The organism is Pseudomonas sp. S2_B07 (genome assembly GCF_054668435.1).
Map to the genome: position 1 here is coordinate 4,998,996 of NZ_CP162769.1, position 22,130 is coordinate 5,021,125.

Annotated in this window: 19 protein-coding genes and 1 pseudogene; 10 read left to right on the forward strand and 10 right to left on the reverse strand. The window is 59.5% G+C overall.

Translation table 11 applies throughout. The features are described 5' to 3' along the window. Window positions 1–16: 16 nt before the first annotated feature. From AB4N43_RS23010 to metG, 6 genes and pseudogenes are all read right to left on the reverse strand, one after another. Complete coding sequence (locus AB4N43_RS23010) at window positions 17–526, reverse strand: Rnf-Nqr domain containing protein (protein ID WP_194940573.1); 510 nt, start codon at window positions 524–526, stop codon at window positions 17–19. Continuing rightward, window positions 519–1,130, reverse strand: coding sequence for an RnfABCDGE type electron transport complex subunit G (locus tag AB4N43_RS23015; protein ID WP_027922852.1), 612 nt, complete (start codon window positions 1,128–1,130; stop codon window positions 519–521). Before AB4N43_RS23015 ends, AB4N43_RS23010 begins: the two co-directional genes overlap by 8 nt. After that, on the reverse strand, window positions 1,127–2,116 hold the full coding sequence (locus AB4N43_RS23020; RefSeq protein WP_059182239.1) for an RnfABCDGE type electron transport complex subunit D: 990 nt from the start codon (window positions 2,114–2,116) through the stop codon (window positions 1,127–1,129). Before AB4N43_RS23020 ends, AB4N43_RS23015 begins: the two co-directional genes overlap by 4 nt. Beyond that, window positions 2,103–3,316 (reverse strand): annotated as a pseudogene (gene rsxB / locus AB4N43_RS23025) (electron transport complex subunit RsxB). The gene AB4N43_RS23020 and the pseudogene rsxB overlap by 14 nt, the downstream one beginning before the upstream one ends. Continuing rightward, a complete protein-coding gene (locus AB4N43_RS23030) occupies window positions 3,313–3,882 on the reverse strand; it encodes an electron transport complex protein RnfA (protein WP_027922855.1) in 570 nt (189 codons plus the stop codon). Before AB4N43_RS23030 ends, rsxB begins: the two are co-directional and overlap by 4 nt. A gap of 142 nt (window positions 3,883–4,024) precedes the next feature. Next, the gene (gene metG, locus AB4N43_RS23035) at window positions 4,025–6,076 is read right to left on the reverse strand and encodes a methionine--tRNA ligase (RefSeq protein ID WP_460151975.1); all 2,052 of its coding nucleotides are present in this window, start codon (window positions 6,074–6,076) and stop codon (window positions 4,025–4,027) included. Between the two features lie 328 nt (window positions 6,077–6,404). Between metG and apbC the strand changes: the two genes are divergently transcribed. Continuing rightward, window positions 6,405–7,499: an iron-sulfur cluster carrier protein ApbC gene (gene apbC / locus AB4N43_RS23040; protein WP_027922857.1), complete on the forward strand. Its 1,095-nt coding sequence runs from the start codon at window positions 6,405–6,407 to the stop codon at window positions 7,497–7,499. A 137-nt stretch (window positions 7,500–7,636) separates the two neighbouring features. Here the strand turns inward: apbC and AB4N43_RS23045 are convergent, their stop codons facing one another. Continuing rightward, a complete protein-coding gene (locus tag AB4N43_RS23045; RefSeq protein WP_027922858.1) occupies window positions 7,637–8,395 on the reverse strand; it encodes an SDR family oxidoreductase in 759 nt (252 codons plus the stop codon). A gap of 165 nt (window positions 8,396–8,560) precedes the next feature. On the opposite strand from AB4N43_RS23045, the gene AB4N43_RS23050 reads away from it, so the two are divergent. The 4 genes from AB4N43_RS23050 to groL all read left to right on the forward strand — a co-directional run bounded on the left by AB4N43_RS23050 (window position 8,561) and on the right by groL (window position 12,068). Further along, on the forward strand, window positions 8,561–9,292 hold the full coding sequence (locus AB4N43_RS23050; RefSeq protein WP_027922859.1) for a HugZ family pyridoxamine 5'-phosphate oxidase: 732 nt from the start codon (window positions 8,561–8,563) through the stop codon (window positions 9,290–9,292). A gap of 66 nt (window positions 9,293–9,358) precedes the next feature. Then, the gene (locus tag AB4N43_RS23055) at window positions 9,359–9,835 is read left to right on the forward strand and encodes an FxsA family protein (RefSeq protein ID WP_027922860.1); all 477 of its coding nucleotides are present in this window, start codon (window positions 9,359–9,361) and stop codon (window positions 9,833–9,835) included. Window positions 9,836–10,081: 246 nt separating this feature from the next. Next, complete coding sequence (locus AB4N43_RS23060) at window positions 10,082–10,375, forward strand: co-chaperone GroES (protein WP_019827816.1); 294 nt, start codon at window positions 10,082–10,084, stop codon at window positions 10,373–10,375. Between the two features lie 49 nt (window positions 10,376–10,424). Continuing rightward, window positions 10,425–12,068, forward strand: coding sequence for a chaperonin GroEL (gene groL, locus AB4N43_RS23065; protein ID WP_027922861.1), 1,644 nt, complete (start codon window positions 10,425–10,427; stop codon window positions 12,066–12,068). A 161-nt stretch (window positions 12,069–12,229) separates the two neighbouring features. On the opposite strand, the gene AB4N43_RS23070 is transcribed toward groL, so the two are convergent. Together AB4N43_RS23070 and AB4N43_RS23075 are read right to left on the reverse strand one after the other, a co-directional pair. Continuing rightward, window positions 12,230–12,973, reverse strand: coding sequence for a phosphatase PAP2 family protein (locus AB4N43_RS23070; RefSeq protein WP_027922862.1), 744 nt, complete (start codon window positions 12,971–12,973; stop codon window positions 12,230–12,232). Window positions 12,974–13,027: 54 nt separating this feature from the next. Then, entirely contained in the window at window positions 13,028–14,977 is a 1,950-nt protein-coding gene (locus AB4N43_RS23075; RefSeq protein ID WP_460151976.1) for an LTA synthase family protein, read from the reverse strand. A 205-nt stretch (window positions 14,978–15,182) separates the two neighbouring features. On the opposite strand from AB4N43_RS23075, the gene colR reads away from it, so the two are divergent. From colR to AB4N43_RS23100, 5 genes are all read left to right on the forward strand, one after another. Continuing rightward, on the forward strand, window positions 15,183–15,866 hold the full coding sequence (gene colR / locus AB4N43_RS23080) for a two-component system response regulator ColR (RefSeq protein WP_007948597.1): 684 nt from the start codon (window positions 15,183–15,185) through the stop codon (window positions 15,864–15,866). Continuing rightward, on the forward strand, window positions 15,856–17,139 hold the full coding sequence (locus AB4N43_RS23085) for a sensor histidine kinase (RefSeq protein WP_059182242.1): 1,284 nt from the start codon (window positions 15,856–15,858) through the stop codon (window positions 17,137–17,139). Before colR ends, AB4N43_RS23085 begins: the two co-directional genes overlap by 11 nt. A gap of 161 nt (window positions 17,140–17,300) precedes the next feature. Beyond that, window positions 17,301–17,969, forward strand: a complete 669-nt coding sequence (locus AB4N43_RS23090; RefSeq protein ID WP_059183060.1) for a class I SAM-dependent methyltransferase — start codon at window positions 17,301–17,303, stop codon at window positions 17,967–17,969. 4 nt (window positions 17,970–17,973) lie between these two features. Then, complete coding sequence (locus AB4N43_RS23095) at window positions 17,974–18,687, forward strand: lipopolysaccharide kinase InaA family protein (protein ID WP_027922866.1); 714 nt, start codon at window positions 17,974–17,976, stop codon at window positions 18,685–18,687. Window positions 18,688–18,689: 2 nt separating this feature from the next. Continuing rightward, window positions 18,690–18,917, forward strand: coding sequence for a hypothetical protein (locus tag AB4N43_RS23100; protein WP_081743926.1), 228 nt, complete (start codon window positions 18,690–18,692; stop codon window positions 18,915–18,917). 164 nt (window positions 18,918–19,081) lie between these two features. Here the strand turns inward: AB4N43_RS23100 and AB4N43_RS23105 are convergent, their stop codons facing one another. Next, complete coding sequence (locus AB4N43_RS23105) at window positions 19,082–22,117, reverse strand: multidrug efflux RND transporter permease subunit (RefSeq protein WP_027922867.1); 3,036 nt, start codon at window positions 22,115–22,117, stop codon at window positions 19,082–19,084. Window positions 22,118–22,130 lie beyond the last annotated feature (13 nt).

A 22,130-nucleotide genomic window follows, 5' to 3' on the forward strand; every position in this document is an offset into this window, starting at 1 on the left:
CCTAAAAAACAGTCAATCAATGTGAGGGCGTCGAGCGAGCCCATGCCTGACGTGCGGCAATCAACACTCCCAGCAGGATGAACCCGCCGGGGACTAGCGTGGCGAGGTGCAGACCACCGTTGCCAAGGAGCTCTCGCAGCAGGCCCAGGCCCAGCATCAATGCGCCAAACACGGCGCATAGGCGCAAGCGATCACGGCGCGGGCTCTGGAAGAAACCGTTGTATTCCAGCACAACGCACTGCAGGGCGATCAGTCCTGCGTAAAGGGCCACAGGCTGGTGCGATTGAAGTGACAACACTTGTGCGGCCATTTGCGCGCAGCTGGTGAGCGTGGCGGCCAGCAGGATACTGGCAAGCAAGCGGGCGGACGGCACCAGTCGCGATCGCAAGGCCCACATGCCAATGCCGTAAGCACTGATGACCACGATGAACATCAGCCACAGTCCCAGCGCCGCCGTCCAGGAGGTCGTGGCGCCGATCAGGGGCGCCAGCAACAGTGAGTTTTGCAGGGTCGATGACTTAGTCATGGGCGCCACTCCCGATCAATTGATCGCGGTGTTCATCGAAGTAGCGCAAGGCGTCATGAATGGCGCTGATCACCGCCCTTGAAGTGATGGTCGCCCCTGCCACCTGATCGAATTGTCCCTGATCCTTTTTCAAGGCCCAGCCCGTGTCGCCGGGGTCGTTGCGGGACTTACCGGTAAACACCTGAAGCCATGCGTTCGGCCAGTCGGCGATCTTGCCCCCCAGCCCCGGCGTTTCCGATTGCTTGAGGGTTTTGACCCCCAACAACTTACCGTTGGCATCGATGGCAATCATCAACTCGATTTTGCCTTCATAGCCCAGAGTCTGGCTGCGCAGCAATACCGCGCTCGGCTGGCCGGCCTTGGTCGCCAGGTTGCCGCCCAGCAGCGTGCTGTTGGCCAACGGGATGTTGGCGAGGTCGAGCGGCTGTTCCAGTGGTTGATTGTCGTAGTTTTCCGGCGGTAGCAGGTCCAGCAGGTTGCGACTGTCGATCAGCCGTTGTTCTGCCGCAATGCGCGGGGCGCTGCTGTGGTGCGCGAAGTAAGTCGCGCCGATTCCCAATCCGGCCAGTAACACCAGAATCACCACACTGGACGCTCGGTTCATGGGGTCACTGGCTCTTGCCTGGACGCGATAAAACGCTCCAGCGCCGGTACACAAAGGTTCATCAGCAGCACGGCAAATGCCAATCCGTCCGGATAACCGCCCCAGGTCCGTATCAGGTAAGTCAGCAAGCCGACACCGAGACCAAAGAGCAATCGGGCACCTGCGTTTTTTGCCCCGGACACCGGTTCAGTGACAATGAAAAAAGCCCCCAGCATGGTGGCTCCGGTGAGCAGATGAAACAGCGGTGAGCCATGGGAATCGGAGCCCGAACCGTTCCAGCACAGCAGGCTGATGACAAACAGGCTGGCGAGCATGCCGACCGGTGCATGCCAGCTGAACACTCGACGTTGCAGGAGAAAGAGGCCGCCGGCGAGAAAAGCCAGGTTGACCCATTCCACGCCGCGTCCGCCGAAATGACCGAATGCCGGGTTGCCGGCAAAGAGTTCGTCCATGGTCAGGCTTTTGTTGATGCGCAGGCTGTCCAGTGCGGTGGCCTGGGCCCAAGCGTCTGGTGTCGCGCTGAGGTTGAAGCCGAATATCTGTTGCAGGCCGCCGAGCAAGTCCATGCCGTGGGAGGATGGCCAGTGCGTCATCTGTTGGGGAAACGTCACCAGCACCAGAGCGAAACCGAGCATCGCCGGGTTGAACGGATTCTTGCCCACCCCGCCATACAACTGTTTGCCGAGTATCGCGAACGCCGCTGCACAGACCGTCAACCACCACGGACAGTACGGCGGCAATGCCAGCGCCAGCAACGTCGCACTGACCAGCGCGCTACCGTCGCTCAACGTGGGTTTGAGCGGACGCCGGCGAAGTCGCAACACGGCACCTTCAACCGCCAGCGCGGTGGCGGCCGCCAGTATCAGGTTGATCAAGACGCCCCAGCCATACAGCCAAAACAACGTCAGCATCCCCGGCACGGTGGCCAGCAACACCAGCTTCATGGCCTGCTGGAGGCGTTCGTCCACCGATTCAAGGGGCGACATAGGCATCCACCTGGCGCTGGGCTTCCAGCAGCCGCGCGCGGGCCTTGGCGATCAATTCGTTCGGGGTGTCCGCACCTCGTTCGAGTTTGCTGACGTCGGCACGGGCGTAGGCCAATTCGGTTTTCAGCTGTCGAAGCTGGCTGTCGATGGGGCGCTTTTCGATGCGTGTCAGGTCCGGCAGCGGTTGTTCACTCGCCGCTTCCGCGACGTGCAACGCCTGTTCCGCCTCATTGAGCGCTTGTTGCAGGGCTTCGAGCTGTTCGGCCGGTGCTTCGTTGGTCTGGGCTTTCTTGAGTTCGGCGCGACGCATGGCCAACTGAATCTTCGCCCGCTTCAACTCGGCATCCTTCGCCGGGACCACTGGCGTCGGGGGGCTGCTGAAGTGCTTTCCAGTTGCGCCAAAGCCTGTTCGGCGGCCTCGAACTGTTGTTGCAGCACGATCAGTTGCGATTGCTGCTCGAAGGTCGGTGGATGCCCGAAGGCCTTGAGCGACTTGTTCAGCTGCGCCCGACTCATCGCCACATCGATCTTGGCCTTTTTCAACGCCGCATCAGCGTTCGCCGCTTTTTGTGCGCGCACGCGTTCAAGCGCCGCTTGCACCGGGTCAGCCGTCGTCACTTCACTGTGTGCAACAGCGCGTTGGGCGCGGGCCTGACGTTCTGCGATTTTCTGTTGTTCCTCGCGCTGCAAGCGGGCGTTGCGTTGTTCAAAGCGGCGCCTTGCATGGTTGCGTTTGGCGGCGCGAGCGCGTTGCTCTTCAAGGCTGAAGGCCAGGCCTCCGACAATCGGCAGTACCGTGGCCAGCGGCAACGGGCGCATCTCGATGCAGTCCACCGGGCAGGGCGCCACGCAGAGGTCGCAACCGGTGCATTCGTCGATGATTACCGTGTGCATCAACTTGGCCGCGCCAACAATGGCGTCGACCGGGCAGGCCTGGATGCATTTGGTGCAACCGATGCATTCGGCTTCGCGAATATAGGCAATCTGCGCCGGGGCTGAACCGCGACTGGTGTCCAGTTCCAGCACCGGTACTTTCAACAGGTCGGCCAATGCCGCAATGGTCTCACTGCCGCCGGGCGGGCACTTGTTGATCGGCTCGCCGCTGGCGATGCCTTCGGCGTAGGGCTTGCATCCGGGGTGGCCACACTTGCCGCATTGAGTCTGCGGCAGGAGGGCGTCGATGCGTTGAATCAGACTCATGTTTTGATCAGTCCGCTAAATCCGAGAAATGCCACTGCGATCAGTCCGGCGCCGATCAGCTCGATCGGCAGGCCACGAAAGGGCAGGGGGATATCGTTATCGAGTGTGCGCTGGCGCAAATCGCTGAACAGGCTCAGCACCAGCCAAAACCCCAGCCCGGCGCCGAGGCACAGGAAGGCGGCGTGAAAGAATCCCTTGTCGTCCTGAGCGTTGAGTAACGTCAACCCGAGCACGCCAGCATTGCCCAAAAGAAGCGGCCAGAGCCCGTCGAACACCAATCTGGGCAACAGCCGCGACAGCGCTTTCAACAATGGTGAGATCAGCAACACGCTTAAGGGCAGGAACACGAAAAGACGCAGCGAGGTCAGCTCCAGCGGCACCAGCATCCAACGGTCAGCGCTATAGCCCAGCGTGCCAACCAGCAGCATCAAACAGGTGGTCGCAATGCCCAGTGCATGAACTTGCCGATGCGCGTTGCCCAGTAGCGGATCGGCGCCCAGCGGCCAGTGCAACACGACATTGTTGATCAGGGCAGCGCTGATAAGCGTAAGAAGTATCTCGGTCATGATCGTGCCGGCAAGAACGGGGGCTTTTTAACGAGTGGTCTAAAAAGCTTAGGCATTATCCGGCAAGGACGGAGGGTGGGCCAGATATGAAAATCCCACAGTCGCGTCAGGCACGACTGTGGGATCGGTTTACAGCACGACCTTACTTGATGCGCTGACCCGGCTTGGCGCCGCTGTCAGGGCTGAGCAGGTAGATTTCTTCACCGCCAGGACCGGCCGCCATCACCATGCCTTCGGAGATGCCGAACTTCATTTTTCGTGGCTTGAGGTTGGCGATCATCATGGTCAGGCGACCATCGAGCTTGGACGGGTCCGGGTAAGCACTCTTGATCCCGGAGAACACGTTGCGTTGCTCGTCACCGATGTCCAGGGTCAGGCGCAGCAACTTGTCGGCGCCTTCCACGTGTTCAGCCTTGACGATCAGTGCGACGCGCAGGTCGATCGCAGCGAACGCGTCGAACTCGATCTCTGGCGACAGCGGATCCTTGGCCAGTTCGCCGTTGCCGGCCGGTGCAGCTTCGCCGGTATCGGTTGCGCTGGCGGTCAGGTCTTCTTTCGACGCGTCGCTCATGGCCTGCACTTTCACCGGGTCGATACGGGTCATCAACGGCTTGAACTCGTTCAGCTGGTGGTTGCTGAGCAGGGTGGCGTGGTCGTTCCAGGTCAGCGGTGCGACGTTCAGGAACGCCTCGGCGTCGGCGGCCAGCAACGGCAGGACCGGCTTGAGGAAAATCACCAACTGGCGGAACAGGTTGACGCCCAAGGCGCAGATGGCCTGGACTTCGTCCTGCTTGCCTTCCTGTTTGTTCAGCGACCACGGGGCCTTGTCGGCGATCCAGGCGTTGGCACGGTCGGCCAGGCCCATGATTTCACGCATGGCGCGGGCGAAGTCGCGAGCCTCGTAAGCCTCGGCGATGCTGGGCGCAGCAGCCAGGAACGCGTCGGTCAGCTCAGGTGCGGCATTACCGGCCACCAGTACACCGGCGTTGCCTTTATGGATGAAGCCGGCGCAACGGCTGGCGATGTTGACGACTTTGCCGACCAGGTCCGAGTTGACCTTCTGCACGAAGTCTTCGAGGTTCAGGTCGAGGTCGTCGACGCCACGGCTCAGCTTGGCCGCGTAGTAGTAGCGCAGGTATTCCGGCGACAAGTGATCCAGGTACGTCCGGGCCTTGATGAAGGTGCCACGGGACTTGGACATTTTCTGACCGTTGACGGTCAGGTAGCCGTGCACGTTGATGCCGGTCGGTTTGCGGAAGCCCGCGCCTTCAAGCATCGCTGGCCAGAACAGGGCGTGGAAGTTAACGATGTCCTTGCCGATGAAATGGTACAGCTCGGCGGTGGAGTCCTTGCCCCAGAACGCGTCGAAGTCCAGTTCCGGCGTACGGTCGCACAGGTTCTTGAAGCTGGCCATGTAGCCGATCGGCGCATCCAGCCACACGTAGAAATATTTGCCCGGCTCGTCTGGAATCTCGAAGCCGAAATACGGCGCATCGCGGGAGATGTCCCACTGTTGCAGGCCGGCGTCCAGCCATTCGGCGATCTTGTTGGCCACGGCGTCTTGCAGGGTGCCGCTGCGGGTCCAGGTTTGCAGCATTTCCTGGAAGTCCGGCAGCTTGAAGAAGAAGTGCTGGGAATCCTTGAGCACCGGCGTGGCGCCAGAGATCGCCGACTTCGGGTCCTTCAGGTCGGTGGGCGCGTAGGTCGCACCGCATTTTTCGCAGTTGTCGCCGTACTGGTCTTCGGTGCCGCACTTCGGGCAAGTGCCCTTGATGAAGCGGTCGGCCAGGAACATTTTCTTTTCCGGGTCGAAGTATTGCGTGATGGAGCGCTGGGCGATGTGCCCGGCGTCGCGCAGCTTCAGGTAGATCTGGCTCGACAGCTCACGGTTTTCTTCGGCGTGAGTGGAGTGGAAGTTGTCGAAGTCCACCAGGAAGTCGGCAAAGTCGGCGCTGTGTTCAGCCTGGACGTTGGCGATCAGTTGTTCCGGGGTGATGCCTTCTTTTTCCGCGCGCAGCATGATCGCCGAACCGTGGGCGTCGTCAGCGCAGACATAAATGCATTGGTTGCCGCGGTGCTTCTGGAAGCGCACCCACATATCGGTCTGGATGTATTCCAGCATATGGCCAAGGTGGATCGAACCATTGGCATAGGGCAGGGCGCTGGTGACGAGGATCTTGCGTGGCTCGGACATGGGGCTCGGCTACTTGATGAAACGGAGGTCGGCCACTATAAAGCGCCGGCGCATATTTTTCACCCTGTGAGCCTGTTTCCGGTTGCATCGAATGCCCAAACCTGTGAACAGGCAGTAACAGCGTGAAAATGCTTGTGTGTAGCGAGGGAGCTTGCTCCCGCTGGGTGGCGAAGCCGCCCCAAACCCTGCAACCCGTTTTCGGCGGAAGGAGTGCGTCTGCCTGATTGCGACTGCTTCGCAGCCGAGCGGGAGCAAGCGCCCTCGCCACAAATGTATGTCCGGCGTAGGATACCCGCCTGATTTTCCAGTCTTGCTATCGGAGTTGCCCATGAGCGCCGTCAATCGCGCAGCGGTGGAAGCCGTCCTTCGCCAATACACCGACCCTTACCTGAACCAGGACCCGGTCAGCGCCGGATGTGTACGTAATATCGACATCCAGGGTGATCGTGTCAGCGTCCAGCTGGAGTTGGGTTACGCCGCCGGCCTGTTCAAGAGCGGCTGGTCGCAGATGCTGCAAATGGCTATCGAAGGCCTCGACGGCGTAACGACGGCCCGTGTCGACATCACCAGCGTGATTGCCGCGCACAAGGCTCAGGCGCAGATCCCGGGGTTGGCCAACGTGAAAAACGTGGTGGCCGTGGCGTCCGGCAAGGGCGGCGTGGGCAAGTCCACCACCGCCGCGAACCTGGCGCTGGCGCTGGCCCGTGAAGGTGCCAAGGTCGGGATTCTCGACGCGGACATCTACGGTCCGAGCCAGGGCATCATGTTTGGCATCCCCGAAGGCACCCGACCAAAGGTCAAGGATCAGAAGTGGTTTGTGCCGATCGAGTCCCATGGCGTTGAAGTGATGTCGATGGCGTTCCTGACCGACGACAACACGCCGATGGTCTGGCGCGGGCCGATGGTCTCCGGTGCGCTGCTGCAACTGGTCACCCAGACCGCATGGGGCGACCTCGATTACCTGGTCATCGACATGCCGCCAGGCACCGGTGACATTCAGCTGACCCTGGCACAGAAAGTCCCGGTGGCCGGTGCCGTCATCGTCACGACCCCGCAAGACCTCGCGTTGCTGGACGCGCGCAAAGGCGTGGAGATGTTCCGCAAGGTCAATATCCCGGTGCTGGGCGTTGTAGAAAACATGGCCGTGCACATCTGCTCCAACTGCGGGCATGCCGAGCATCTGTTTGGTGAAGGCGGGGGTGTGAAGCTGGCCAACCAGTATGGCGTCGAACTGTTGGCCTCGTTGCCGCTGGCGATGGCCATTCGCGAACAGGCCGATGGCGGCAAGCCAACCGTGATCGCCGAGCCGGACAGCCCGATTGCGTTGGTGTATCAGGAACTCGCTCGCCACGTCGGCGCGCGGATCGTGTTGCAGGAAGCGGCGTCGCCGGCGATGCCGAACATCACCATCAGCGACGATTGATTCGCTGATGGTGATGTTGTAGCAGCTGCCGAGGCACGAGGCTGCGTTGGGCTGCGCAGCGGCCCCCGAGGGCGGTCCTGCGGACACACAACGCAGCCTCGTGCCTCGGCAGCTGCTACAGGGTTTTGGGTGTTGCCTTAGATTCGCAACCCGCCATCCATTTCGAGGATCCGGCCGGTGTAGTAGTCGTTCTCGAAAATGTACGCCGCCGAATGGGCGATCTCTTCCGGTTTACCCATGCGCTTGAGCGGAATACCGGCCGTCATTTTCTCCAGCGCTTCAGGCTTCATGCCCAGCGTCATTTCGGTTTCGATAAAGCCCGGGGCGATGCCCGCCACGCGAATGCCGTAGCGCGCCAGTTCCTTGGCCCAGGTCACGGTCGCTGCCGCCACGCCAGCCTTGGCGGCCGAGTAGTTGGTCTGGCCAACGTTGCCGGCACGGGAAATCGAGGAGATATTGATGATCGCGCCGCTGTTGTTCAGCTCGACCATTTTTGCCGCGACTTCACGGGTGCACAGGAACACGCCAGTCAGGTTGACGTCGATGACCGCCTGCCATTGGGCCAGGCTCATCTTGGTCATTTCGCCGTCCTTGACCTTCAACAGCAGGCCGTCGCGCAGGATGCCGGCGTTGTTGATCAGGCCGTGGATCGCACCGAAATCTTCGGCGACCTGGGCGACCATGTGGGTCACTTGCTCTTCATTGGCGACGTTGCACAGGTAGCTGCGCGCCTCGACGCCCTTGGCCTTGCACGCGGCGACGGTGTCGTCGAGTTTTTCCTGGTTCAGGTCCACCAGCGCCAGCTTCGCGCCTTTACCTGCGAAATACTCGGCCATCGAACGGCCTAAACCCTGGCAACCGCCAGTGATAATGATTACTTTGTCAGTGAGTTGCATTCGCATGCCCCAATAGCAGGTCAGAGTGGTTTCCTAGTAGAGGGCCTCTCGATCTGCGCCTGATGTGGCCTGGCTGCACATGAGAACTGCCCCGACGGCGTACTGGATACTTATCCCCAGGCGCCTGTCCGTTTTTTCGACGGATTCTATATAAGGAGTCATAAATTGAGCGTTGAAGCGGCCAAGAATGCCCGAGAATTGCTTCTCAAGGAATACCGGGGAGTGCTTTCGACCCACTCCAAGTCGATGCCGGGGTACCCGTTTGGCTCGGTGGTTCCTTACTGCCTGGACGAGCAGGGCCGGCCGCTGATCCTTATCAGCCGCATCGCCCAGCACACGCACAACCTGCAAAAAGACCCGAAATGTTCGCTGTTCGTGGGCGAGCGCGAGGCCGATGACGTGCAAGCCGTTGGTCGGCTGACGTACCTTGCCGAAGCAGAAAAGCTCGAGGACGAAGCGGCCATTGAAGCGGCCGCCGAGCGTTACTACCGCTATTTCCCTGAATCGCAGAGCTATCACAAGGCTCACGATTTCGATTTCTGGGTGCTCAAACCCGTGCGTCACCGCTACATCGGTGGCTTCGGCGCAATTCACTGGGTTGATCACCTGACTCTGGCCAACCCGTTTGCCGGCAAAGCCGAGGTGAGCATGGTCGAGCACATGAATGCCGATCACGCCAAAGCCATCGCGCACTACGTCGACCTGGCGGGCCTGCCGAAAACCGAACCGGCGCAACTGGCCGGCATCGACACCGAAGGCATGCATTTACGCATCGGTCAGGCGCTGTATTGGTTGCCGTTTCAAGCACCTTGTAATACGCCGACACAAGTCCGGGAAGCCTTGGTTTTCCTGGCTCACGCCGAGCATTGGCCCAAAAAAGAAGTCGCCGACGCTTGAATTCACGAAAGGGCGACGTCATCTAAGGCTAACTGGCAAGGCATTCTTGCGTTGAGGAACCATTTGATGCGCCCTTTTTTATTGCTCTTTGTACTGTTCCCGGTGTTGGAGCTATTCGTATTCGTCAAAGTCAGTGGCGCCATCGGGTTTTTCCCGGCCTTGCTGCTGATCATTCTCGGCTCGATGCTCGGCGTGTTCGTGTTGCGCATCGCCGGTCTGGCCACTGCGCTGCGTGCCCGTGAAAGCCTGAATCGCGGCGAGCTGCCGGCCCAGACCATGCTGGAAGGGTTGATGCTGGCCCTGGCAGGCGGTCTGTTGATCCTGCCGGGCTTCGTCTCTGACGTGCTGGGTCTGATCATGCTGCTGCCGATCTCCCGTCGACTGCTGGCCAACAAAATGCGCCAGCGCGCCGAAGAAGCCGCGATCCGTCAGCGTGCCTTCGCCGACGACCTGCAGCCGCGTGGCGGTCCTGCTCCACGCGAGCCGCTGGGCCGTGAGCCCAATGTGATCGAAGGCGAGTTCGAACACCGCGACCCCCAGTAAAACGTTTCACCTGCACGGCACCTTCGGGTGCCGTGTCTGTTTCGGGTCATCGATGTAAAAAATTTCGATCCCCGCCCTTGTAATAAGCTTATGCGCCCTTATGTAACGGTCACCGCAAGGTTTCTGGCGATCACGCCAGACAGACTTCCGCGTCTCGCTTGTCGAGCCGCACCCGGCACCGCCGGATTTGTTAAACCCGCCGGGAATACACCGGCCGATGAAAACCACAATTAGGAGAGATCGACAATGAAGCTTCGTCCTCTGCATGACCGCGTCGTCATCCGTCGCAGCGAAGAAGAAAAGAAAACCGCTGGCGGTATCGTCCTGCCAGGTTCGGCTGCTGAAAAAGCCAACAGCGGCGAGATCCTCGCTGTCGGTACCGGCCGCGTGCTGGACAACGGTGAAGTGCGTGCACTGGCCGTTAAAGTGGGTGACAAGGTTGTGTTCGGCCCGTACTCCGGCAGCAACACCGTGAAAGTTGACGGCGAAGACCTGCTGGTAATGGCTGAGAACGAGATTCTCGCTGTTATCGAAGGCTGATACCCCGCTCATTTTCCCGCTACTACAAAGTATTTAAGGAATATCGATCATGGCTGCTAAAGAAGTTAAATTCGGCGACTCCGCCCGCAAGAAAATGCTCGCCGGTGTGAACGTCCTGGCTGACGCAGTAAAAGCGACCCTGGGCCCTAAAGGCCGTAACGTGATCATCGAGAAGAGCTTCGGCGCTCCGACCATCACCAAGGACGGCGTTTCCGTTGCCAAAGAAATCGAGCTGAAAGATCGCTTCGAAAACATGGGCGCGCAGCTGGTCAAAGACGTTGCCTCCCGTGCCAACGATGACGCAGGCGACGGCACCACCACCGCTACCGTTCTGGCTCAATCGATCGTCAACGAAGGCCTGAAAGCCGTCGCTGCCGGCATGAACCCGATGGACCTGAAGCGCGGTATCGACAAAGCGACCATCGCGATCGTCAAAGAGCTCAAAGCCCTGTCCAAGCCTTGCGCTGACACCAAGGCAATCGCTCAGGTCGGCACCATCTCGGCCAACTCCGACAACTCCATCGGCGACATCATTGCCGAAGCCATGGAAAAAGTCGGTAAAGAAGGCGTGATCACCGTTGAAGAAGGCTCGGGCCTGGAAAACGAACTGTCGGTTGTTGAAGGCATGCAGTTCGACCGTGGCTACCTGTCTCCGTACTTCGTCAACAAGCCAGAGACCATGACTGCTGAGCTGGACGGTCCGCTGATCCTGCTGGTCGACAAAAAGATCTCGAACATCCGCGAAATGTTGCCAGTACTGGAAGCCGTTGCCAAAGCCGGCCGTCCACTGCTGATCGTGGCCGAAGACGTTGAAGGCGAAGCCCTGGCGACTCTGGTTGTGAACAACATGCGTGGCATCGTTAAAGTCGCAGCCGTCAAGGCTCCAGGCTTCGGCGACCGTCGCAAGGCCATGCTGCAGGACATCGCTGTTCTGACTGGCGGTACCGTTATCTCCGAAGAGATCGGCCTGAGCCTGGAAAGCACTACCCTGGAACACCTGGGTAATGCCAAGCGCGTGATCCTGTCCAAAGAAAACACCACCGTGATCGACGGTGCCGGCGTTGAGGCTGACATCCAGGCTCGCGTTCTGCAGATCCGTCAGCAAGTGGCTGACACTTCGTCCGACTACGACCGTGAAAAACTGCAAGAGCGTCTGGCCAAGCTGTCCGGCGGCGTTGCGGTGATCAAGGTTGGCGCCGGTTCCGAAGTTGAAATGAAAGAGAAGAAAGCCCGCGTTGAAGACGCCCTGCACGCTACCCGTGCAGCCGTTGAAGAAGGCGTGGTACCTGGCGGCGGCGTGGCACTGGTTCGCGCTCTGCAGGCTATCTCCGAGCTGAAAGGCGACAACGATGACCAGAACGTTGGTATCCAGTTGCTGCGTCGCGCTGTTGAAGCGCCACTGCGTCAGATCGTTGCCAACTCCGGCGACGAGCCAAGCGTAGTGGTCGACAAGGTCAAGCAGGGTTCGGGTAACTACGGTTACAACGCTGCGACCGGCGAATACGGCGACATGATCGAAATGGGTATCCTGGACCCGGCTAAAGTGACTCGTTCAGCTCTGCAAGCGGCTTCGTCGATTGCCAGCCTGATGATCACCACCGAAGCCATGATCGCCGAGATCAAGGACGACGCACCAGCTGGCGGCGGCATGCCAGACATGGGCGGTATGGGCGGCATGGGCGGCATGATGTAAGCCAGCCTTACCCCTGTACTAAAAAACCCCGCCTGCGAAAGCAGGCGGGGTTTTTTATTGCCCCTCATATCGGGCCAGTCAGGAGACCGCGTCGCCGCCCTCGCGGTCAAGCCACGCTCCTACAGGTACGGCGTGATCCCTGTAGGTTTTTGATCTGTGTTTCAGGCGTTGACTGTTTTCGCTTTGGCCATCGACGCAACTTTGGAAGCAGGTCGGTAAAGCACGTAGTAATACGATCCCAGGCAAATCAGCCAGCAGAAAATCGCAGTCCATACGTTGTGCGAAAAGAAGTGCGCACCCTGCATCATCCGGCCAATCGAGAACACCGAGCCCAAGGCGAAGGCGAAGACAAACGCCGCGCGCGCCATGCGCGTACGACGGTCACGCAACACAAAGAACAGGGCAAACAGGGTGAAACCGGTGGCGGCATGACCACCGGGCCAGCAGCGGCCAGGTTTATTCGTGTGCGGGCGAGGGCTCAGCAATTCGCTGTAGGTCTCGTGGCCGCCAAACTGCTCAAGGCTCCATGGGCATTGCACCGCCGTCACTGCTTTCATGGGGGTGACAAAGGACGTTGCCAGACCCAGCGACAGCACCAGACAGCCCAGTTCCCGTTTGAATGGCTTGAGCCTGTCCACGAAGAAAGAGGCGATAAAGCCGATGATCGCAAACACGGAAAAGGCGATGACTACCTGCTTGGCGCGGTCATGCAGGATGTCTTCCAGGAAGTAACTGTGGCGTCCGATGAAATCCCCTGCCACTGGATCGTAGAACAGCTTGGCGAGGTCCATGTCCAGGGACGTCAGTTCGAGCAGTACCAAAATGATCGCCGCGACGGCGGGCACGCCCAGGCACACCCAGAAATTGAGCGGGCGTGAGGCAGGACGGACAACGGTTGATGACATGGTGGATCCTGAACAAAGGAAAAACCCCCGGGGCATCAGCCCGGGGCGATTCGGTTAACGTTCGCTGACTTGGCCTGCACCCTCCTTGGGCGCCTTCCAGCCAAGCAGCTGTTGCTTGAAGCCATAACTGGCCGTTTGGTAATAAGTAATCGCCCGGGTGATCAATGGATCATTGGCCGTGGCACGGGACTCGCGACTCTCTGTCAACGCGTCATCGTGACGGCGCAATCCTTGGCGCGGGCTAAGGATCGCCAGATCCTTGCCGTCAAACAACCCCAGGTGTTGATAGTTGCCAACCACCACGCGTGGCGGCAGTGGATTGTCCTGCAACAGGTTGCGACCAAAGAATGTCGACTCGTAATCCAGATTCAGCAAGCCCAGTAACGTGGGGGCGAGGTCGATCTGGCTGGACAATTGTGCCGTCTCTCGGGCTTCGATCAACTTCGGTGCATAAATGAACAGCGGAATCTGGTAGTTGGTGATCGGCAAATCTTCTTTACCGGCGCTGCCCGCGGTGTGGTCGGCGACGAAGACGAAGATTGTATTGTCAAACCACGGCTTTTTGCGTGCCTGATCGAGGAACTGACCAATGGCATAGTCGGTGTACTTCACTGCGCCGTCACGGCCATTGCCGGATTTAATGTCGATCCGGTTATCCGGGTAGGTATAAGGGCGATGGTTGGACGTGGTCATCAGTTGCAGCAGGAACGGCTGTTGCTTCGCATAGTCGGCGTCCGCCAGTTTCAGCGTCTGTGTGTACAGGTCTTCGTCGGCCATGCCCCAGGCGTTCTTGAAGTGAATCTCGGCTTCATCGACGCTGCTCTGGTCGACCACGCGGTAACCGTTGCCGCTGAAGAACGCGTTCATGTTGTCGAAGTAACCGCGTCCCCCATAAACGAACACGCTGTCGTAACCCACGGCCTTGAGCTGTTGGCCGAGGCTGGCAAAACCGCTCTCACGGCCTATGCGCTTGACGATCGAGCGCCCCGGCGTTGGCGGAATGGCCAGCGTGATGGCTTCCAGGCCGCGATCCGTACGGGTGCCGGTGGCGTAGAAGTTGTTGAAATACAGGCTCTGCCGGCGCAGGGCATCGAGGTTAGGTGTCAGGTTACGCTGGTCGCCATTGCTGCCCATGTACTTGGCACTGAAGCTTTCGATGGTCACCAGCACGATGTTGGGTTTGCGCAGCGTGCCGGGGTTATCGATGTCCCGGCGGATGTCTTGCGGGTCATTGCTGACAAAACGTGCATTGGGCTCGCTGAGCTCGGCCCGAATCTGCTGAGCGACAACGTCGGCCGGCAGCGTGCTGTAGAACTGCGGGTAATCCAGATCGTTGTTACGGAACGCTGCGAAAAACTGGTACGGGCCATTGCTCGACAGCTCGTTCTGGTAGGCGTTACCGCCCTGGGCGCGAGGTGAATCCTGACTGAGCAGTTGCAGGCTCAAACCGGCGACGATCAATAAACCCAAGGCATTCAGCAGACGCCCGCGCAACGGCGGCAACGGGGCGCTCATCGCGGCATTGAAGGGTTTACGCAATACGAAGCTCAAGCCGACCGCCAGGACCGCGAGCAGGCTCAACAATTTGCCGATCGGATAGGACTCGAGCAGGTTGTTCAGCACTTCATCGGAATACACCAGGTAGTCGACGGCGATGAAATTGAAGCGCACGCCAAATTCATCCCAGAACAGCCATTCGGCCACTGCGGTGAACAACATGGCGAACAGGCTGACCGTCAGCAGGCCCTGAAGCAACCAGCGATGACCGCGGCGACGCCACAGCGCCGGTGGGCACAGCAGCAAGTAGAGGCCCATGGGCAATGCCGCGTAGGCAATAAAGCCCAGGTCATACAGCAAGCCGATGCCGAACACCGACAGGAAGCCGCTGCCGGCCTCGTCCAGGTGTGTGAAGAGCAGCACCGTTCGTGTCAGAAAGAAAATCGCCAGCCAGGCGCCGGTGACCAGCAAGAGAAAGCGCATTGGCGCCGTCCTTAAAAAATCCATTGTGTATACCTTCCTTATTATCATTCAGCGCGAAATTCTCGCCTGGATGCTGTTGCCAGGGTGTGAATCGATAGTGAAAAAGGTGTCAACCGTACCATTTGCGTGCACAAATTGATTCTGCGAAGCGAAACCCTAGTCCTCAGCCACACTTGGCCTTAAGCTGCGCGGGCCAAGACGGCTGTTACTGTGTTACCGAGGAGTGCCCATGCGAATTCTATTGGTTGAAGACAACCGCGATATCCTGGCCAATCTGGCTGATTACCTGGGCCTCAAAGGCTACACCGTGGATTGCGCACAAGACGGTCTGTCCGGCCTGCACCTGGCGGCCACCGAGCATTACGACTTGATCGTGCTCGACATCATGCTGCCCGGCATCGACGGCTATACCCTGTGCAAGCGCCTGCGCGAAGACGCCCGCCGCGACACGCCGGTGATCATGCTCACCGCCCGCGATCAACTCGACGACCGGCTACAAGGCTTCAAGTCCGGCGCCGACGATTACTTGATCAAACCGTTTGCCCTGTCTGAACTGGCCGCGCGGATCGAGGCGGTGATGCGTCGCACCCAAGGTGGCGGCCGTCGCACGTTGCAGGTCGGCGATTTGGCCTACGACCTCGACACCCTGGAAGTGACCCGCGAAGGGCGACTGCTGAAACTCAACCCGGTGGGCCTGAAGTTGCTGGCCGTGCTGATGCAGAAAAGCCCGCACGTGCTGCGCCGGGAAATTCTCGAAGAAGCGCTGTGGGGCGATGACTGCCCGGACAGTGACAGCCTGCGCAGCCACGTCCATCAACTGCGTCAGGTGATCGACAAGCCGTTCGCCAAGCCATTGCTGCAAACCGTTCACGGTGTGGGTTATCGCTTGGCCGAGGGCCGTGATGGAGTTTAAGCAGAGCCTTGCTCAACGGATCATCATCGCCTTTGCGCTGATGAGCGCATTGGTGGCCGGTGCCTTTGCCATGGGCATTGTGGCAACCGTACACGTGGTGGAAGAAAAGCTGATTTCGTCCGGACTGGGTGGCGATCTGCAGCGTCTGTTGCTGATGGACAGCATGTCGGACTGGAGCCACCGCCCCGAGCCGGATCAACTGTTCTACTTCAGTGGCGGGGCAGGGGATTTCGAGCTGCCCAAGGATCTGCGCAACCTCGATTCGGGTTTTCACGAAGTTTTCCGCGATCAGCTGTCGTATCACGCCATGGTCGAAATCGTCGACGGTCGGCGCTATGTGCTGCTTCAAGACCAAAGCGATTTCGAAGAGCGTGAGCGGGTGCTGTTTGCCGTGGTGCTGGTCGGCTTCGTCCTGAGCCTGGCGCTGGCGGTTTTTCTCGGCTGGGTCCTGGCGCGCAAAGTCATGGCGCCCGTGGTACGACTGGCCCGCCAGGTCCGCCATCGCGATCAACTGTTGGGGCTGGCGCCGCCGCTGGCACCGGATTATGCCGCAGACGAAGTGGGCGAACTGGCCGTCGCCTTCGACGCCACCCTGGGGCGTTTGCGCCAGGCGCTGACCCGCGAGCGCTTGTTTACCAGTGACGTCAGCCACGAACTGCGTACGCCCTTGATGGTGTTGGCCAGTTCCTGTGAATTACTGCTGGAAAATCCCGGGATCGATCAGCGCGGCCACGCCCAGGTCGAACGCATTGCCCGGGCCTGTGAAGAGATGCGTGAACTGGTGCAAACCTTCCTGATGCTGGCCCGTGCACAGCGTGAAGACGCCAGCATGTCGCCGCAGCAGAACCTGAAACAGGTTGCCGACGGCTTGCTCACGCTGTGGCGAGAACCGATCGAAACCAAGGGGCTGAAACTGATTTTCGAACCGGGTCCCCCTCCATCTGCCCGTTACAACGCAACGCTCCTGCATGCGGTAATGGGCAACCTGTTGCGCAACGCGCTGCATTACACCGAACACGGTTTCATCCGCCTGACCCTCACCGCCACGGGGTTTGTGGTCGAGGACAGCGGGGTGGGCATTCCCGAAGAAAAACGCGAGGCGATGTTCGAGCCGTTCGTGCGGGGTTCGGAAAAACGGGGTGAGGGTCTTGGTCTGGGGTTGTCGCTGGTGCAGCGGATTTGTGAGAACCAGGGCTGGACCGTCAGCCTGACGACCATGGAGCCCAATGGCTGTCGTTTTCAGGTCGAGTTAAACGCATCGGAGGCTGGTTGAGTGAACGGTTGCAGTTCGATGGCCCTGAGCTATCGTTGTTATCCTGTAAAACCTTGAAATAGTTCGGGGTTTCCCTCAACGAAATTTTCACAAATGAATGACCTGACTCTGACACTAGACTACCTAAGGTTGGTGACATCAGCATTTCAGGAGACCTGATGATGGACGGCCCGATCAAACTCGATTTTTCCGAAAAATACGACGATCAACACGCTAAGCGTTATCTGCAAAAGCATCAGGATGGCCTCGGTCGCAAACTGTCCCACTGGCGCGACGTACAGCTGGCACGCAAGGCGCTGGCGATGGCCGGCGAGCCCGGACTGGTACTCGACCTGCCCTGCGGTGCAGGGCGTTTCTGGCCAATGCTGGCGGAAAAGGCTAACCGTGCAATCATCGGCGCCGACAACTCTGAATCAATGGTGAAGATCGCTTGCCAGGCACAACCCGCCGACGTGGTGAAACGGGTACAACCCTTGCACACTTCTGCCTTCGACATCGCCTTGCCTGATAACGCCGTCGACAGCATTTTCTGCATGCGTTTGTTGCACCACATCGGTGAAGCCGAGCATCGACTGGCGATTCTGCGCGAATTCGAACGTGTCACCCGTGACAGCGTGATCATTTCGTTGTGGGTGGACGGCAACTTCAAGGCCTGGAAACGCAAGCGTTCAGAAGCGCGGCGTGGGCAGGAAGGTTACCAAAACCGCTTTGTGTTACCGGCTGCAACGGTAGAAAAAGAATTCGAGCAAGCGGGTTTCCGCATCCAGGAAAAACTGGACTTTATACCGCTCTACGCCATGTGGCGCGTTTACGTATTACGCAAGAGGTAACAGGATGGCAGTGCAATGTGCAGCAGAAACGGAAGTCGCTCCCAAGGACCGCTTCGACTTTTTCTGGAATCAGCGTGGTGAATGGGTAGAAGAACCCAACGTTCGCCGTGGCGGGGAAAGTGGCGTGCAGCGCGTCATGGGCAGTGATGGACAACTGCTCTATGCCAAGCGCCAGACCGGCCACATCTATCGCAGCTGGCTGCATCCGTTTGGCCGTCCGACTGTGTTGCGCGAGCAAGATGCACTGATCGGCCTGCGCAAGCTTGGCGTGCGTGTTCCTGAAATCGTTTTCTGCGGCGCACAGCGCGACCCTGTGCACAAATGGCGCGCGTTGCTGGTGACCAAGTCGCTGGATGGCTTCGAGGAAATCGAACACTGGTACGCCGGTGGTGGTCGCGAGCGCCATGGCGAGGCGGTAAATGATCGTGTGTTGAAGGATTTGGCCGAGAACCTCGCCCGCATGCACAAGGGGCGTTGGCAGCACAGCTGCATCTACATCAAGCACGTGTTCTTGCGAGTGACCGGCGAAGGCGAATCGGCCAAGGTCGAAATCGCCTTGATCGATCTGGAGAAGTGCCGACAGCGTATGACCGCTTCCCAAGCGGCCGCGCATGACATGAAGCAACTGCGTCGCCATTCGTCATTCAGCGATGCGGACTGGAAAAAACTCGTCTACTTTTATGAGACGGCGTTTGGCAGCGCTATCAAAGGTTTATAGCGATGAAACTCGAAATTGCACGAGGTTTGTTTTTAGTTGGAGCCTTGGCAGTTGCTTCATTGGCGGTGGCTGCCTGGGAGCAGCCACGCACGCAGGTCCTCAGTTCAGTGAGCAGCGATGCTCACTGTCCATTACCACGCGCTATCAAAGCCTCCGTTGCTGCGCAACCTGACCATGATTTGCTGTTGCTCATGTTCGGGCTTGCCCAGGGAATGAGGCCGCAAAGTTGACCAGATTGAAGCCAAAATAAAAGGCCTCGCATGTGCGAGGCCTTTTTTTTGCCCAAAACAAATCCCCTTGTAGGAGTGCGCCTGCTCGCGATAGCGGTGTGCCAGTCACCAGTGAAGTCGACTGATCCACCGCTATCGCGAGCAGGCTCACCCCTACAGGGGGGTTATACGTGTTCTTTGGGGGCGGGTTTGGCCAGCAAGGTGTAGATGCACGGCAGCACGAACAAGGTAAACAACGTCCCGATCGACATCCCCGTAGCAATCACCGTCCCGATATCAAACCGGCTCACCGCCCCCGCGCCCGTGGCAAGGATCAACGGCACCATGCCAAACACCATCGCAGCCGTGGTCATCAGCACAGGGCGAAGCCGGATCGCCGCCGCTTCCTCCACCGCTTCGCGAGCCGTCAGGCCTTTTTCCTTGCGCAGCAGGTTGGCGAACTCGACGATCAGGATCCCGTGCTTGCTGATCAGTCCGATCAGCGTCACTAGCCCGACCTGGGTATAAATGTTCATGCTCGACCAGCCGAGGAATAGCGGAATCAGCGCCCCGCAAATCGACAGCGGCACGGTCACCAGAATCACCAGCGGGTCGCGATAGCTTTCAAACTGCGCAGCCAGTACCAGAAAGATGATTGCCAGCGCCAGGGCAAAGGTGACCCACAGCGCACTGCCTTCCTGAACGTATTGCCGTGATGCGCCGCCATAGTCGACGGCGAAGCCCGCCGGGGCTTCTTCCCGGGCGATCTGCCGCACGGTGTCGAGGGCTTCACCCATGCTGACCAGCGGCACCCCGGAAAGGATGGCCGAGTTGAGTTGCTGGAACTGGTTCAGCTGTCGCGGTCGCGCCCGGTCGGTGACGGTGATCAGGGTCGACAAGGCCAGCAATTCGCCCTTGTTGTTCTTCACGTAATAGTTGTTCAGCCAGTCCGGGTTATCCCGGAACGGGCGTTCGACCTGCGCGATGACCTTGTAACTGCGGCCCTCGATGGTGAAACGGTTGATTTCCGCCTCACCCAGCAACGTCGCCAGGGTTCCGCCCAGGTCTTGCATGGACACGCCCATCTGCGCCGCTTTGGCGCGGTCGATATCGACCACCACTTCCGGTTTGTCGAAGGCCAGGTCGACGTCGACGAAGGCGAACTTGCCGGACTCCATGGCACGCTTTTTCACCCGGTCCATGACCTGTAACAGCAACTCGTAATCATTGGCCGTGTTGATCACGAACTGAAACGGCAGGCCTTCGCCGGTACCGGGCAGGGAGGGCAGGTTGAAGCCGAAGATCTGCAACCCGGCGATGCTCTCCAGTTTGCGCTGGACTTCGGGCAGGATCGCCATCTGTGTGCGGTGGCGTTCATTCCACGGTTTGAGCAGGAAACCGCCAATCCCCGATTGCACGCCGTTGAACCCATTGATCTGGAACGAGGAGTAGTACTCGGGAAACGCTTTGAAAATGGTGATGAATTCGTCGGTGTAGGTGTTCAGGTAGTCGAGGTTGGCCGGTTGCGGGGCGTTGGCCAACATGAAAATGATGCCCTGATCCTCGTCGGGTGCCAGCTCCGACTTGGTGAATTTGAGCAGCACCGGGATCAGGCAGAGCACGATCAGCGCAAACACCAGCACCACCGGCCGGGTGTTCAGCGTGCCGTGCAGCAGGCTTTGGTAGCGACGCTTGAGTCCTTCGAAAATCAGGTCGAGGCGGTGGGCGAGGCCGCTGGGGTTTTCGTCGTGGCGCAGCAAAAAGGCGCACATCATCGGCGACAGTGTCAGCGCCACCACGCCGGAGATCACCACCGCCCCGGCCAGGGTCAGGGCGAACTCCTTGAACAACGCGCCCGTCAGCCCGGTCAGGAAACCGATGGGCGCATAAACCGCCGCCAGGGTGATGGTCATCGAGACCACTGGCATCGCAATTTCCCGGGCACCTTCGATGGCCGCGTCAAAAGGCGTTTTGCCTTCTTCGATGTGCCGGTGAATGTTCTCCACCACGACGATGGCGTCGTCCACCACCAACCCAATGGCCAGCACCATCGCCAGCAGCGTCAGCAGGTTGATCGAGTAACCCATCATCTGCATGAAAAACATCACGCCGATCATCGACAACGGAATGGTCACCACCGGAATCACCACCGACCGCAGCGCCCCGAGAAACAGGAACACCACGACGATGACGATCAGCACCGCTTCGAACAGGGTTTTCACCACCTCATCGATTGAGGCCTGGATGAACAGCGTGGCGTCGTAGGCGATTTCACCTTTGAGGTTCGGCGGCAACTGGGCTTCCAGGTCCGGCATGATCTTGCGCACTTCCTTGATCACGTCCAGCGGGTTGGCGCCCGGCGTGGCCTTGATGCCGATGTACACCGAGGGGGTGCCGCCGAAGGAACTGATGGTGTCGTAGTTTTCCGCGCCCATTTCCACCCGCGCGACATCGCTGAGCAGCACGCGGCTGTCGCCGTCGACCTTGAGCGGAATCGCAGCAAAGGCTTCGGCGGATTTGAGCTCGGTGTTGGCATTGATGCTGGTGACGACGTATTCGCCTTTCACTTCGCCGGCGGCGGAGAGGAAGTTGTACTGGCGGACCGCGTTGGTCACGTCGCTGGCGCTCAGGCCGAAACCGGCCAGCTTCACCGGGTCCAGCCACAGGCGCATGGCAAACACCTGATTGCCGAGAATCTCGGCTTCGGCCATGCCGGGCAGGGTGGCCAGTTTCGGCTGGATGACCCGCGACAGGTAATCGGTGATCTGCGGGTTACTCAACTCCTTGCTGAAGAAACTGATGTACATGAGTGCCGAGGCGTCGGCCGCTTCCTTGCTCAGCACCGGGTCTTCGGCGTCTTGAGGCAGCCGGTTCTTGACCTCGTTGGCCTTGGCCAGCAGTTCGGTGAACAAGCGGTCGCTGTTGGAGCCGATACGCGCGTAGATCGAGATCACCGAGAAGTTCTGGCGACTGACCGACGTCATGTAGTCGATACCCTCGGCACTCGCCAGACTCTGCTGCATCGGTTGGGTGATGTAGCCCTGGATGGTCTCGGCGTTGGCCCCGGGGTACGCCGTGGTCACCGTGATCAGGGCGTTTTCCATTTGCGGGTATTGGCGCAGCGGCAACTTGCTCCAGGCCTGGAAGCCCAGCAGCACTATCAACAGGCTGACCACGGTTGCGAGGACCGGGCGGCGGATGAACGGGTCGGTAAAAGCCATGGGGATTCCTTGA